Annotated in this window: 11 protein-coding genes and 1 tRNA gene; 5 read left to right on the top strand and 7 right to left on the bottom strand. The window is 41.6% G+C overall.

The window, feature by feature from the left end:
• Positions 1 to 231 precede the first annotated feature (231 nt).
• The 4 genes from I3B46_RS01400 to glyQ form a co-directional block, all read right to left on the bottom strand.
• A complete protein-coding gene (locus I3B46_RS01400; protein ID WP_014656986.1) occupies positions 232 to 1,812 on the bottom strand; it encodes a ShlB/FhaC/HecB family hemolysin secretion/activation protein in 1,581 nt (526 codons plus the stop codon).
• Between the two features lie 281 nt (positions 1,813 to 2,093).
• Positions 2,094 to 2,170: transfer RNA gene (locus I3B46_RS01395), tRNA-Pro, on the bottom strand.
• Between the two features lie 212 nt (positions 2,171 to 2,382).
• Positions 2,383 to 4,452: a glycine--tRNA ligase subunit beta gene (gene glyS, locus I3B46_RS01390; RefSeq protein ID WP_004923731.1), complete on the bottom strand. Its 2,070-nt coding sequence runs from the start codon at positions 4,450 to 4,452 to the stop codon at positions 2,383 to 2,385.
• 9 nt (positions 4,453 to 4,461) lie between these two features.
• Positions 4,462 to 5,370 (bottom strand): glycine--tRNA ligase subunit alpha, encoded by a 909-nt coding sequence (glyQ, locus tag I3B46_RS01385; protein ID WP_004923728.1) that lies wholly within the window; start codon positions 5,368 to 5,370, stop codon positions 4,462 to 4,464.
• A 193-nt stretch (positions 5,371 to 5,563) separates the two neighbouring features.
• Between glyQ and I3B46_RS01380 the strand changes: the two genes are divergently transcribed.
• Both I3B46_RS01380 and I3B46_RS01375 read left to right on the top strand, forming a co-directional pair.
• On the top strand, positions 5,564 to 6,127 hold the full coding sequence (locus I3B46_RS01380) for a DNA-3-methyladenine glycosylase I (RefSeq protein ID WP_004923725.1): 564 nt from the start codon (positions 5,564 to 5,566) through the stop codon (positions 6,125 to 6,127).
• Between the two features lie 206 nt (positions 6,128 to 6,333).
• Positions 6,334 to 7,590 carry a valine--pyruvate transaminase gene (locus I3B46_RS01375; RefSeq protein WP_163761899.1) on the top strand — a complete coding sequence of 419 codons (1,257 nt, stop codon included), beginning with the start codon at positions 6,334 to 6,336 and terminating at the stop codon, positions 7,588 to 7,590.
• Positions 7,591 to 7,872: 282 nt separating this feature from the next.
• Here the strand turns inward: I3B46_RS01375 and I3B46_RS01370 are convergent, their stop codons facing one another.
• The gene (locus I3B46_RS01370; RefSeq protein WP_004923717.1) at positions 7,873 to 9,531 is read right to left on the bottom strand and encodes a putative transporter; all 1,659 of its coding nucleotides are present in this window, start codon (positions 9,529 to 9,531) and stop codon (positions 7,873 to 7,875) included.
• Positions 9,532 to 9,878: 347 nt separating this feature from the next.
• Here I3B46_RS01370 and I3B46_RS01365 point away from each other — a divergent pair, with 347 nt between their 5' ends.
• A complete protein-coding gene (locus I3B46_RS01365; protein ID WP_004923714.1) occupies positions 9,879 to 10,238 on the top strand; it encodes a YceK/YidQ family lipoprotein in 360 nt (119 codons plus the stop codon).
• Positions 10,239 to 10,501: 263 nt separating this feature from the next.
• Here I3B46_RS01365 and I3B46_RS01360 read toward each other — a convergent pair whose 3' ends face one another.
• A complete protein-coding gene (locus I3B46_RS01360; RefSeq protein ID WP_163761898.1) occupies positions 10,502 to 11,830 on the bottom strand; it encodes a DUF3748 domain-containing protein in 1,329 nt (442 codons plus the stop codon).
• 126 nt (positions 11,831 to 11,956) lie between these two features.
• Between I3B46_RS01360 and I3B46_RS01355 the strand changes: the two genes are divergently transcribed.
• A complete protein-coding gene (locus I3B46_RS01355; protein WP_004923710.1) occupies positions 11,957 to 12,571 on the top strand; it encodes a trimeric intracellular cation channel family protein in 615 nt (204 codons plus the stop codon).
• Between the two features lie 20 nt (positions 12,572 to 12,591).
• On the opposite strand, the gene ligB is transcribed toward I3B46_RS01355, so the two are convergent.
• Complete coding sequence (gene ligB, locus I3B46_RS01350) at positions 12,592 to 14,304, bottom strand: NAD-dependent DNA ligase LigB (protein ID WP_004923705.1); 1,713 nt, start codon at positions 14,302 to 14,304, stop codon at positions 12,592 to 12,594.
• A gap of 412 nt (positions 14,305 to 14,716) precedes the next feature.
• Between ligB and gmk the strand changes: the two genes are divergently transcribed.
• The gene (gene gmk / locus I3B46_RS01345) at positions 14,717 to 15,340 is read left to right on the top strand and encodes a guanylate kinase (protein WP_004923701.1); all 624 of its coding nucleotides are present in this window, start codon (positions 14,717 to 14,719) and stop codon (positions 15,338 to 15,340) included.
• The last annotated feature ends 21 nt before the right edge of the window (positions 15,341 to 15,361 follow it).

Raw genomic sequence — 15,361 nt, 5'->3', positions numbered from 1 at the left:
TCTCATCCCCTTTACTCGCTATATTAATTGCTTTATAAGTATTCCAATGCCTGCACAACAATGCTCAGAGATACCTAAATAGCCGTTATTTGGGGGCTTTATGAGTACAATATAACGGTTTCCTTGAACTCGCTGCTGTGTAACCCTACTTCAACCAGACTTCTGCTTACCTATTTATGTTTGGGCATAAACCATATTCATAGCCAATGAAACTGCGACCAAATAAACTGGCTAATAATCAATACTCACTTTCGCCCCAACATTCACCGCGTTCGTTGCTAATTTCGCCGACTGCCAAAGAGGAGCCTCGATAAAGAGTTGGTAGTTCAAGCGATCAATCTGCCCTCTCACACCAATTTCTGTACCGAATAACCTGTTGTCTCGCCAAATATGTGCGCTTTGCGAAGATGTCGAGGCGAAATCCAATGCACCATATAGCTCATAACCCCGCCATGGGGTAAACCACCCCCACTCATTTTTAAGTTTCAACGTGTTATCTCCCAAATTCTCCGTTAATACGCTATTTGAGAACCCCCTAATCCCAAATTTCCCAGTAGGACTATTTAGCTCAAGCTGCGGATCTAGTGGCGAGCGACTTAATTGCATTTCAAGCTCATGTCGGTGATACATCGATTGGTTGGCTAAATAAAATTGCCGTTGAAAATCTACCGAAAATAGATATATGCCGGCTCGCTCTAACCCTGTCACTTGGCGCCTTGTGGAACCGAACCAATCCGTATCTTGTTTATAACTCAATGAAAATGTCACATTACCTTGTGCAAAATGACGCTGATGTTTTACCCCAAGTAAGAGATAACTTGTAAAGCGTTGTTGGGTTTTCAAACGATATCGCTCTAAAAAGAGATCTAATGTTTGAATTTGAGTCCCCATACTTATCGACGTTGAGTGATATAAGGCTCGATGAAGAACATACTCAGCTTGTAGCGACAGTAATCGGCTTCTCACATCATTTCTAACTTTAATGCTATCAATTAATTGGAAGTTTTGATGAATGCTGTTCTCTTGATAGCCCGCATATAAACTCAATAACCAATAATGGTAAGGAACTGAATACAAAATGGAGACCGATTTCAATTTCTTTTCAGGCTCTTTTCCAATATCACTATCTAAATTTAGAAAAAAGAAATCATTCAGTGCTAATGGATTAGCTAACATAATCAGATTGCTGACAACATGGGTAGGAAATTGCGGTGATTGTTTCGACGCTAAAAGTAGTTTTCCTTTAAAAGCTCTTGCTGCATTACGTTGGATCACTAAACGGTTCATATTGTTCTGTTCGTGATCGGAAACAATATGAATTTGATGTGGGATCAACTGGGTATTGCGTAAATTAGCCAGACCTTGATTTATAGCGTGGATATCTACGACTTGCCCTTTGCGTAATGGAAAAGCGTACGCTAATGATTGGCTAGCACTATCTTGATACTCAATACTGCCGAGCTTCCCCGCGACTAATTCAACCTGCAACACACCAAATAACAGAGTTTGCTCTGGGTAGTGAATAGACGATGTGATATATCCTACCTCAGCCAACTGTGCGTTAAGAAAGTCTGCATAGCGCAATAGCCCTTCCTCACTAACACATCTCCCTTCAACGCCCTGTTTCCATTTATTGATATCACTCGAGGTAATTAACGGAAATAGTGCCAATGTTGAGAAATGAACTTGGTGAATCGCAATACAGGGGGTTGATGGTGATTTCACCGCAAAATCAAGCTGCCTATTGGCATAACAAGGCAGATAGTTGAACAGTAAAAATAACAAAATAAACAGTGTTGGTGCTGTTTTCATTAACAGGTTCCTTGTTATGAAAAATCCATTGATAGGTAATAAACAACTCGCGACTACATCATGCTTTTCATTACACTCAAGAAAACAACGTTAATGAACATAACAACAGATTATGACGAGAAAGGACAACAAAGTTACTCTGAAAGCGCATGTTGGTAAGTTAGACAAAAACCATGCCACCAGAATCAGTATTTGAATGATGAGAAAAATTACTGTGTGAAATGTTTGCTGATGTGTAAATGCAAAAAACCCCACCTCATATGAGGTGGGGTTCTGGAATCTGGTCGGCGAGAGAGGATTCGAACCTCCGACCCACTGGTCCCAAACCAGTTGCGCTACCAAGCTGCGCTACTCGCCGAAAACGGTGTGAATCATACTGTTGAGCGCCCTTCCCGTCAACCCATTTTTCACTAAATTTGTTTGTATGCTGATAAAACCATCAACTTGATAGGGTTTTTTAACTAATCGCCCCTATAAGACAATATTAAGCCCTTGCAAGATCTTATCCTGCAAGGGCTTATAAAGATTAATAAATGATATTTTTAGTCAATACCATCACTTGTTCACGATTTATTGTAGCAATGAGATATCTGCAACTTTCAAGAACAAATCACGTAATTGACTAAGCAGAGTTAGACGGTTAATACGTACCGCTTCATCTTCATCCATAACCATAACATCAGCAAAAAATGCATCCACAACTTCACGTAAAGAAGCCAACTCAACTAAGGCATCTTGATAATTACGCTCAGCAAACATTGGCTCTAGTTTTTCTTGTAATACAACAAGGTGTGTAGCCAACTTCACTTCTTGTGGTGCTTTTAGCACAGATGCGAGAACTTTATCAGCCAGCTTCTCATTAGATTTACTCAAGATGTTCGAAACACGCTTATTGGCTGCCGCTAAAGCTTCTGCATCTTCCAATGTACGGAAGTGAGTCACAGCCTTCACGCGTGCATCAAAATCGGCTGGTGACGTTGGACGGCGCGCTAACACCGCTTGAATCGTATCAATACTATAGCCAAGCTCTTGATACCAAGAACGGAAGCGGCCAAGCATAAATTCAACAACATCATTCACTACATTTTTGTTAGTGAGTTTATCACCGTAAAGGCGGACGGCTTCTTCTGTCATTTCAACGAGATCAAGCTGATAGCCTTTTTCAACAATAATGCGTAACACGCCTAATGCAGCTCGACGCAGTGCAAATGGGTCTTTATCACCTTTCGGATGCTGACCGATGCCGAAAATACCGGCTAAGGTGTCCATTTTCTCGGCTAAGGCAAGTGCCGCTGAAACATCAGTAGACGGCAACGCATCCCCTGCAAAACGAGGTTGATACTGCTCTTTCAGTGCTAATGCAACATCTTCTGATTCACCGTCATGGCGTGCGTAGTGCATCCCCATCACGCCTTGAGTGTCTGTAAATTCAAACACCATATTGGTCATCAGGTCACATTTTGCCAACAAACCCGCGCGAGTCGCATGATTAACATCTGCACCAATCTTCGCTGCAACCCAACCTGATAAGGCTTCTAAACGGTCAGTCTTATCACGCAATGTGCCAAGCTGTTGTTGAAACAGAACGGTTTCCAAACGTGGTAAATTATCTTCAAGACGTTGTTTACGGTCAGTTTTAAAGAAAAACTCCGCATCCGCCAAACGAGGACGTACCACTTTTTCATTACCGGAGATAATTTGTTGTGGGTCTGAAGATTCAATATTCGCCACAAAAATGAAATTTGGCATCAGGTTGCCAGCATTGTCATAAACAGGGAAATATTTCTGATCCCCTTTCATGGTATAAACCAATGCTTCCGCAGGTACTTCTAAGAACTTCTCTTCAAATTTTGCAGTTAATACGACAGGCCATTCAACTAATGAAGCAACTTCTTCTAGTAAGCTGTCGGTTAAATCCGCTTTCCCACCAAGGGCGAGCGCGGCTTTTTCAGCATCAGCTTTGATGACGGCTTTACGTTCTTCATAGTCAGCAATGACTTTGCCGCGTTCACGTAAGATCGCCGGATATTGGTCTGCATGATCAATCGTAAACTCTGATTCACCCATAAAACGGTGACCACGGATTGTACGACCGCTCTTAATGCCTAGCACTTCACCGTCAACAACATCGCTACCCAATAATAAGGTTACGGTGTGGACAGGGCGCACAAAATGCGTCTCTTTATCGCCCCAACGCATGAGTTTTGGAATGGGTAACTTAGCCAGAGAACGGCTTACCATATCGACCAACAATTCACTAACTGCTACGCCTTTTACTTGAGCGCGATAAAGTAACCATTCACCTTTATCCGTTTTTAAACGCTCGGCTTGGTCAACGGAAATACCGCAACCACGAGCCCACCCTTCAGCAGCTTTGGTTGGTTGACCGTCAGCGCCAAAAGCAGCAGAAATCGCAGGGCCGCGTTTTTCAACTTCACGGTCAGGTGATGAGTCTGCAAGAGCAGCGACTTTTAAGGCCAAACGGCGAGGTGCTGCAAACCAGCTAACTTCACCGTGTGCAATATCCGCGCTATCCAATTCAGCCGTAAAGTTTGCCGCAAATGATTCAGCTAATGAACGAAGAGCCTTCGGCGGTAACTCTTCTGTGCCGATTTCCACTAGGAAAGTCTGTTGAGTCATGACAGCCTCTTAATTCTTGTGACACATAGGGAATCCGAGCGCCTCACGGGAAGCATAATAAGCTTCGGCAACCCCTTTAGTTAGGGTACGGATACGTAGAATATAACGCTGGCGTTCTGTCACTGAGATTGCTTTACGAGCATCCAGTAAGTTAAATGTATGAGCCGCTTTCAAAATACGCTCATAAGCCGGTAGCGGCAGTGGTGTTTCTAGTGACAGTAAATATTGAGCTTCTTTCTCATACTCTTCAAAGCATTTGAAAAGAAAATCGACATTAGCATATTCAAAGTTATAGGTTGACTGCTCAACTTCATTTTGATGATAAATATCACCATAGGTCGTTTTACCGAGTGGGCCATCGCACCAAACAAGGTCATAAACGCTATCAACACCTTGAATATACATAGCAAGGCGTTCAAGACCGTAGGTAATTTCACCCGTTACAGGCTTGCATTCCAGCCCGCCAACTTGTTGGAAGTAAGTAAACTGAGTGACTTCCATGCCATTTAGCCACACTTCCCAGCCTAGACCCCAAGCGCCTAGTGTTGGGTTTTCCCAGTTATCCTCAACAAAACGGATATCATGAACGGTGGGATCAATTCCCAATTCCTTCAATGAGCCGAGGTAAAGTTCTTGAATATTGTCAGGTGATGGCTTAATGATCACTTGAAACTGATAGTAATGTTGAAGGCGGTTTGGGTTTTCACCGTAACGGCCATCAGTAGGACGACGAGAAGGCTGAACATAAGCCGCCGCAATTGGCTCAGGCCCTAACGCACGCAAGCACGTCATTGGATGAGATGTTCCTGCGCCGACTTCCATGTCCAGTGGTTGAACAATGGTGCAGCCTTGGCGCGCCCAGTAATCCTGCAATGTCAGGATAAGACCTTGGAAGGTTTTGGTATCAAACTTTTGCATGTTAGATCCGCACGCGATACATATGATTTAATGAAAGTACGTCAGTATACCCTTTGACCGCCAGATATACAGCATTGAATCTACGTCTATTTGCCCTATAAATAAAAAAACTTTATTTTGTCTCTTTTAAACTGGACATTTATACAGTATAAATAGGGCATATAAGCCTTGGCCCCCCTTGAAAGGAGACAAAATGAATTCATCGCCAATTCGTTGCCATTGGGTAAATCAAGACCCAGAATATATTGCCTACCATGATAATGAATGGGGGAAGCCAACAAAGGATAACCAACAGCTATTTGAGATGATCTGCTTAGAAGGTCAACAAGCTGGGCTTTCTTGGTACACCATTTTAAAAAAACGCCAAGATTATCGCATACTGTTCCATCAGTTTGATCCTGCAAAAATTGCCATGATGAGTGAACAAGATGTTGACAGCTTAATGCAGGATCCTCGTATCATTCGGAACCGCGCTAAAATTAACGCGATTATTGCTAATGCAAAGGCTTATTTAAAAATGGCTGAAAACGGCGAGGATTTCTCAACATTTTTATGGCAATTTGTGGGTGGCAAACCTATCGTCAACCAGTGGCAGTCTCACACTCAAGTTCCCACAGAGACAGAGCTTTCAAAACGTTTATCCAAAGCACTTAAAAAACGTGGATTTAAGTTTATTGGTTCCATTACTTGTTATGCTTTTATGCAAGCGACAGGCATGATTAATGACCATTTAAAAGATTGTTGCCAATATAAATAAATCAGAATGAATCGGCATCACCCCCATTATCAAAAGCAACATTCACCATATTTTAACCAATTTTCACAAATATCAGCCCAGAAGTTAATAAAAAAGCAGTATTTTGTATCAATGCTATATTGATTGAAGCTGTTGAACTCTCTTGTCGAGCAGAGTATGTTTTTAAATTCCATTAACAACCTACTTAACATATGTGAATAAATGAGATGATATTTTCTAAATTCGGTAATAAATTCGCACAAAATTCAGGTATATCAACATTAATGAAAGACTTGAATGATGGCTTGAGAACTCCCGGTGCAATTATGCTGGGTGGTGGGAACCCTGCTCATATCCCTGAGATGGATGCCTATTTCCAAACACTATTAGCAGAAATGTGCGCCAACGGTAAATTAACGGATACTTTGTGTAACTATGACGGTCCACAAGGTAAAGATGCCATGTTGAAAGCGCTAGCAGCAACCCTAAAAGCAAAACTAGGCTGGAATATTAGCGCCCAAAATATTGCCCTATCCAATGGCAGCCAAAGCGCGTTTTTCTACCTATTTAACTTGCTTGCTGGTCGTTTTGAAGATGGCATCACTCGTAAGGTTCTATTCCCACTAGCCCCCGAATATGTTGGCTATGCCGATTCAGGGCTAGATGACGATCTATTTGTGGCAAATAAGCCACAAATTGAATATTTACCGAATGGTCAATTTAAATATCACGTTGATTTTAATACATTAGAAGTAACTGATGATATTGGTGTTATCTGTGTTTCACGCCCAACAAACCCTACCGGTAACGTGATAACCGATGAGGAAGTGGAGCACCTTGATAAACTGGCAAAGCAACACAACATTCCATTACTCATTGATAACGCTTATGGAGTTCCTTTCCCTGGCATTATTTTTAGTGAAGCGACGCCATTTTGGAATGAGAATGTCATTCTGTGTATGAGCTTGTCTAAGCTAGGGTTACCCGGTACTCGTTGCGGTATTATCATCGCGAATGAAGAGATCATTGAAGCGGTGAGTAACATGAACGGCATTATTAGCCTTGCACCGGGTAGTGTTGGCCCTGCATTAGCGTTGGAAATGTTGCAGCGGGATGATCTGATTTCTTTATCAAAAAATGTTATTGGCCCCTTCTATAAACAACGTGTAGAAGAGGTTATCCGCATTATCCGTCGCTATATTCCTGAAGATAAATGTCTGATCCATAAGCCTGAAGGTGCTATTTTCTTATGGTTATGGTTCAAAGATTTGCCGATTAATAGCTTAGAACTCTATCAACGACTAAAAAAACGCGGTGTTTTAATGGTTCCGGGACATTACTTTTTCCCTGGTCTAGAAGAAAACTGGCCACATGCACATCAATGTATGCGTATGAATTATGTGCCAGAGCCAGAAAAAATCGAGAAAGGTATTGCTATCCTTGCTGAAGAATTAGAATTGGCTTATCAAACTGTCGAATGTTAGATGTTCCTGTCGTTAGCCTGTTGTCATCCTTGTATATCAAGGATGACTGGTTAACTAACACGGTTAATAGATACCTGATACCCTAAAAATAAAAAAAAAGCCCTTTTATGAATTAAAAGGGCTAAAAATTAGCGAGAACTCCGTAATCAAATATTACATTACGAATATCATTCAACTGTATTAAACCATCTTTTTAGATTATTCATCGTTTGAATAAACACCATTTTTACCTCTATATATCTAAATACCCTTCTCGCCCATCATCACTTTTAGCAACTATCGTCACAATGTCCAAAATAAAATCGCCAATAGCTGCGGTGAAATAATGCGTAAAAACATCGCTAAAGGATAGACGGTTGCATAAGAGAGAGCCGGTGCCCCACTGGTTGAATGAATATTGTTAGCAAATGCCAGTGCTGGTGGATCTGTCATTGAACCTGCCAGCACACCACACAGGCTGAGGTAATTCATCTTGCCGAAGATCCGAGCAATAAGGCCAGTAATAAATAACGGAACAAAGGTGATTAATAAACCGTAGCCGATCCAAGTTAGCCCATCACCTTTAACTAAGGTATCAATAAAACCACCGCCTGAATTTAAACCGACCACGGCAAGGAACATCACAATACCGAGCTCCCGTAATGCAAGGTTAGCACTAGGCGGCATAAACCAATATAAACGCCCTATGGTGCCTATACGCCCTAAAATCAGTGCGATGACCAATGGTCCACCTGCCAGCCCAAGTTTTAATGCTGCGGGGAAACCCGGAATAAAAAGAGGTATCGACCCCAACACAACACCAAGACCTATACCAATAAACACAGGTAGCATTTGTACTTGCTGTAGTTTTTGTTTGGCGTTGCCAAGCAATGCGCTAACGGCTTCAATAGACTCAGGCCTTCCCACAATATTGAGAATATCACCGAATTGCAGTACTGAATTATTATTCGCCACAAGCTCAATCCCTGCTCGATTTAGTCGAGTGACCACCACGTCATATTTCTGTTTTAAGTTCAGATCACGTAGACGTTTACTCAATACTGAATCATTTGTTACTACTACACGAACAGAGTGAAGTATTGAGCCAGATGTCGATAATGATGCATCCACCTCCTCACCAAGAATTAAACGGACTTTATTAAGGTCTTCTTTTTGCCCAACCACATGCAGTAAATCGCCTAATTGAATTTCCGTTGTAGGCTGAGGCACCATAAGCATTTCGCCTCTTTTCAATCTTGAGCAAACAATATCCTCACTTCCTAATAAAGGAATATCTTGCATCATCAAGCCATCTAAGTTGGTATTGCGAACCGCAATATTCATCGTTTGCAATGTTTCTCGCTGATGCACATTCTGGCTGCTAAAAGCCGCGGCTTCTTTATCAACACTGATCCTAAAGATGATACGGATCAACCACATTACTAGCAAAATACCACATATCCCCATCGGATAAGCCATGGCATATCCCATTCCCATTTGCCCAACCAGCGCAGGGTCCGAGCCTAAGTCAGTGAGTATTTGCTGGCCTGCACCTAAAGAAGGCGTATTCGTGACCGCACCAGAAAAAATCCCCAAAATAATTGGTAACGGAATATTGGCTAATTTGTAGATAACCGCGGTTACTACAGCACCTAATACAACAACTAATAAAGCAAAGCCATTTAGTTTTAATCCAGAAACACGCAATGATGAGAAGAAACCTGGCCCCACTTGAATACCGATAGTATAAACAAACAGGATCAAGCCAAATTCCTGAATAAAATGCAGCATGTGACCATTGAGTTGTAAACCATAGCTTTGTGCGAAATGGCCGACAATAATGCCGCCAAATAATACCCCGCCGATCCCAAGGCCAACATTACGGATTTTCCAATTACCTATCCATAAACCAAGTGCAGCAGCTAACGCCAACAAACTCACAGTAAGAGCTAATTCACTCATAGACCGCTATCCTTTTGACGAAAAGTCACTTACAAAGCGTAACGTGAAAGACGATAAAACGTACAACTGAATCGATTATGTCAAATAAAAACAAAGTAATATGTGCATTAGTCCACAGTTCGTCATTTATGAAAAAGAGATTAGCTCACCGATTGATGCCAATACATATACGTATTAAACATTCAATGATATTAGTTAATATTGGTAACAAAATAGATCATTTGTTTAGACAGTTATCAATTTTTATAATACAAATTCAACAATTCATATTATGCTGTGATTGTGAATTTTTGATTTTTAGCTATTATTGTCACAGGGAAAGATAATAAATTTAAAACATAGGTTAAATGGACTATATGGCTGGACTATTGCTAAAAAGAATATTGATATGTTTTACACCATTAATACTTTCAGGTTGTTCAAGCATTATGACTCATGCAGGGCCTTCTGACGGTTATTACCCCGGCTCTAAAAACAGTATCGAAATGATTAAAGATAAAGATACTGGCTGGGTTATGCGCCCACTATTAGCGATTGATTTACCCTTTACCGCGGTAATGGACACATTGCTTATTCCCTTAGATTATGTGAAATCTGATAGTAACTCTGAAGAGAGTTCACCTAAAAAGCGTATTGAAGCACTCGATAAACAAGCTAATACCCAAATAAATAACCACCCAGACTCTTTAGAGAGCAATCTAGAATAGCGTATTTGTTACAAGTAACATATTCAGTTAATGAGTATTAATTTTATAATTAATTACTCTTTGTTTTACTCTTTATTTGCATACTTTTTTCAATGTTATTCTAATTAACACGATTTAATAATGATTAAATCACCGAATAAATTACTAAGATATAATTAATTAACACTATAAACACTAGCTAATTAATTATATTTCGAGTATTGAGAAGAGGCACTTTCACCTCTTCTCTCTTACTTTATCTAGGTGGTTACCTAGCATGCGATTTAGCATCCTAAGCCTGTTTCTACAATATGAATTTGCCTATACCCCTTTGTGTCATCACGCATAAAAGCAATCAAACGGTCATCAGGTGAAAACACAACGGCGTCCGCAACGGGAGCGGTTGCACTTCGCACCGTCAATCTTTCTAATTCACCTGAAATCACATTGCAACGCATCACGCGGTTATCACAAATAAAGGCAATATGCTTGCCCTGACTATCCCAACTAAAGGCAGATTGGATAGATGAGGAACACTGTGTAATTTGCTTAAGGCTTCCTGTCGATGTACTGGCTAACCATAACTGAACAACGCCATTATCATCCTTCATTAAGCAGGCAATAAAACGGCCATCGGGCGATGAACGTAACCAGTGCCTTGGTTGTTTCGCCAGCCCTGGATATTGCCGCTCATGGGTAAATGTCAACCTACGTTGTTGAATATTTTTAGGGGGAAAAGGTAGCCGAGAATCCGTGCCTTGCAGCGGGAAATCACCTTGTTGCATAAAGGCATTCTCATCCTCGGGCAGGTCAACGATGAAGATTTCAGGAATAATTTCACCATCAAGCGAGTGAGTATCACCAATAAACGCGATTGCCCTGCTTTGCCACTGCCCATTATCTGATAAATACCCTTTTTGCCCAATCCAACCTTCTTCGTAGGCTCGGCTGATTTGATGACTGCCAAGAATCGGCTCTGGGGTTGTGTGGGAAATAACACAGCAGAAATATTCCCCGCTATACTCACGTTGATGACCTTTCGGCTCCACATTGACTGCTTTGATAGGAACAGCGATAGCAACATTACGTTGATCTAACCGAATATCTCTTTCATGCATAACATGGTCGTTATAAGTAAAACTTAACCACTTACCATCGGGACTAAAGACATGAACATGTGTTCCTCCTCTTAATGCTCCTGCAAGATAAGGTGGAGTAATACACATGGCATCAATTGAATGCGCCTCTCCTAATTTATCATCTCTAACGTATACGCCTCTGCGATGATGAAAATCGTATTGCCACTGCTCATCAGGAAATTCAGGGCCATGAATAAAGGCATAACGAGGTGGGTCTTCAGCACTTACCGTCACAACACCCACATGCGCACCATGATTAGCGCGATAGATTTCACATGGCATCTGACGCTCAATATGAATTTTTTCTATGGTCAACCCAGTAAATGAACTCGGACTAGGGCGAACATCATAAGCTATCCATTGGCTATCCGCTGTCCAAACATTAATATTTGTAAGTTGATGACTTCGCTTATCGTGCGTTATTTGAGTTTCTTTATAAGGTAATTTGCCGTTCAATCTGTTATCCTTTGACATCTCTTAATATGGGCTATCGGATTACTTTAACTAATCTATTTTGTAAGGCACTAGAAAATCTCAGTCGAGAATTTCTATAAGTAATATTACCCTTTAGCAATCACTTTAGTGTCGAATAGAATCATTATGTTATTAAGTGTTCTTTATATTATTGGTATTACCGCTGAGGCCATGACAGGCGCCCTCGCAGCCGGTCGCCGTAAAATGGATGTTTTCGGCGTTATTATTATTGCCTCAGCGACCGCCATTGGCGGAGGCTCTGTGCGCGATGTCTTACTTGGGCACTATCCATTAGGTTGGGTTCAAAACCCCGAATATATCTTGACAGTCGCCGGTGCCGCTATCGTTACTATTTGGATCGCACCAATGATGAAACATTTACGTCGTTTGTTTCTAATTTTAGATGCGATAGGCCTTATTGTATTCTCAATTCTAGGTGCCCAAATAGCCCTTGATATGAATTATAGCCCAGTGATTGCCGCGATTGCTGCTGTAATTACCGGAGTATTTGGCGGTGTCCTTCGTGACATGCTATGTAACACCATCCCCCTCGTTTTCCAAAAAGAAGTTTATGCTGGCGTCTCATTTGCCGCTGCATGGCTGTATATTGGGCTTTTATATACCCCACTACCACAAGACATCGTCGTTATTATTACCCTCGTCGCGGGGCTAAGCGCACGGCTCATCGCCATACGTTATCGCTTAGGGTTACCCATTTTTAACTACGAAAGCCAAGACTAACGATTTAGGCCATCAAGCGGTTAGATTGATGGCCCGTTTCTTATCTCATCAATAACCTGAAATATCTCTTTGATATCCGGTGTTGAAAGCCATTGATTAAGCTTTGTTTTTTGTATGATAGACAAACCTAACCCCTCTAAAAAAAGCGTATTATCTAATAGGCTTAATTCTGTAATTAATGATAAATGTTTATCTTTTAAAGGGATCCCTAAGCCTTTTAGCCAATTCATGAGTGGTTGCTGCCCCACCAACCTAAATTGCTCAATGATTTTCTTGGTTTTTTTAGTATTGGGTAGACTGGTTTGCCAGCTTGGAGATAACCATGTTGTCAGCTTATTCAGATGGTAATGTTCTGCCCATTCACGCCAAGTAGCTTCACTAATTCCTTTTATCTTCAATTGCTTGCCTAGCCAATTTAAACGAGCAACAAACTGCTGCTCACACTGAGGAGTCATTACAAAACAGCTTAAAGCGTGAAACTGCTTAAACTGAGATAAGTCAGGGTAGGTGCGTTGTTGAAGGCGCCAAATTACCGATTCAAGTTTTGGAATACCATGCCCCGCTAGTGCCACTTGAATAGTATCACCAACCAGCAGATCCTTTTTCTGCCATGATTTCAATGAGCCTAAATAGAGCCGACTCACCTTTTTACTATCTAGTTCAACAGGTTCAATTTCCGCCACCACACTCACAGCCCCCGTTCTCCCCACGCGAAAATGGAGGTCAGTCACTTTTGAGGCGATTCGAGTATAAGGATGCTTCCAAGCTACAGACCAACTGTTGTGATTCACTTGCCATGCCGCTACCCGTGGCGTTGGAAATGACTTAAGTACAATACCGTCTGTCGCAAAAGGCATCGGCTGTTGATAGTAATAGGACTGCCATTTTTTCACTTGTGCCATAGTCGTGACTTTATGGCTATATTGCTGAGTAAGTGGAAACCCTAAATTTGCCAGTTGCCGCCATTGCTCTTCGGCTTTCCCCACTCCCTCTGGCCATGCCCAAATAAAGACATCAATATTGGCCTCAGGGGTTACAGGCTTACTTTTGCGCATTAACCACCCTGCAACTTGATTTCTGGCATTAACCCCACCACTGGCTTGTTGCCTATGATCTTTTAGCCGCCAAAATAGCTCTCCTTGTAATATAAGCTGTGGTTGTGATGTCGGTAGTTGCTTGGGGATAGCTGGAATAAAATCCGCTTTATCACGCCATTCAAGCCCCTCAATACCATTTCCACGACTGATCATTGAAACCAATTTCCCTTGCTGATAAACCAACGAAATGGCAACGCCATCAACCTTCGGTTGTAGCCAGACCTCCTCCCGTGTATCTATCCATTTTCCAATATCCACTTCATTTAATTTTTTTAAGCCCGTATGCACAATAGGATGCTTGACTGTGCGCGAATGAGGTGGCAAATGGATAGGCGGTAATTGCCCAGACAAATTTTGGCACTTTTGCCATTGTTGCCATGTATTCAGCAGTTGATCATATGTTTCATCTGTTACGGGGCTATTCCCCGATAAACGGTATAGACGGTTCCATTGCTGCAATTGCTCACCCAATTTTTGGCTCTCTTTTTTTAACTCATCCTGACTCAATGTTGAGCATTGGTGGGGATAAAAAAGCCGTGTTGCATCGGCTGACACATAGCTACAGTAAAAACTCAGTACCACAAAGACGTATTGAGCAGCCTGCCCTCTTTTTTCCTGAACAAATCCCTTTTGCATAAGCTGTCCTTATTCCTTTAGTTATCCCTTCAGATTGCACATCGATCCTGACGCGATAATCCAAAACTATCAGCTTAATTTCGATACTTCTGCAAAACATTTCGCAAAAAGAGTGTACTTTGCATCAATAAAAAAATATTTTCTGGAACGGCTTCGCAATTCATCTATTTCTTAAATAAATTGCGCTGTATACTCTAGATAATTTGAGATGCAATAAGAAATGAATCGCTATCAGCGCACTGCCGTTTGCCGTTCGCGTTAATGAATATCATCAAGAATATGGCAGCTTAAAGAGAAACAAGCATGCTTCATGCTTGATTGATAACGCTGCATGTTGGTGTAAGTCCGTGTATACTATGTGGGGTTTATCATTATCATTTATGTTTAACCCTCGATTATTCAAGAAACCATCATGATACAAGGCACATTATATATTGTTTCTGCGCCAAGCGGTGCAGGTAAGTCCAGCCTGATCCAGGCGTTGTTGAAAACACAACCGTTGTATGACACTCAAGTTTCAGTCTCTCATACAACAAGAGCTGCACGCCCCGGTGAAGTTCATGGTGAGCACTATTTCTTTGTATCCGAAACTGAATTTTTGGCAATGGTCGAAAATAATGAGTTCTTAGAGCATGCCTGTGTCTTTGGCAACTACTATGGTACTTCACGGCCGATCATTGAAGAAGTCCTCAAAAGTGGGGTTGATGTTTTTCTCGATATTGACTGGCAAGGTGCGCAACAGATTCGTGCCGCCATGCCAGAAGCACGTAGTATCTTTATACTACCGCCATCAAAAGATGAGCTTTATCGCCGTTTGCGAGGTCGTGGCCAAGACAGCGATGAGGTCATTGAGAAACGCATGTCACAAGCTGTTGGCGAAATTGAACATTACAATGAGTACGACTATCTCATTGTAAATGATGATTTCAATACCGCATTGAGCGATTTGCAATCGATTATTCGCAGCGAACGCTTAAGATTGGAGCGCCAAGTCCAGCGACATGATGCTTTAATCAGCAAATTACTGGCAGACTGAGCATAGTTTCAGTATCATATC

Origin of the sequence: Providencia sp. 2.29, from assembly GCF_015832305.1 — a bacterium.
GTDB classification, from domain to species: domain Bacteria; phylum Pseudomonadota; class Gammaproteobacteria; order Enterobacterales; family Enterobacteriaceae; genus Providencia; species Providencia stuartii.
The sequence above is the reverse complement of the archived record's forward strand: the minus strand, read 5'-3'. Positions and strand labels throughout refer to the sequence as shown.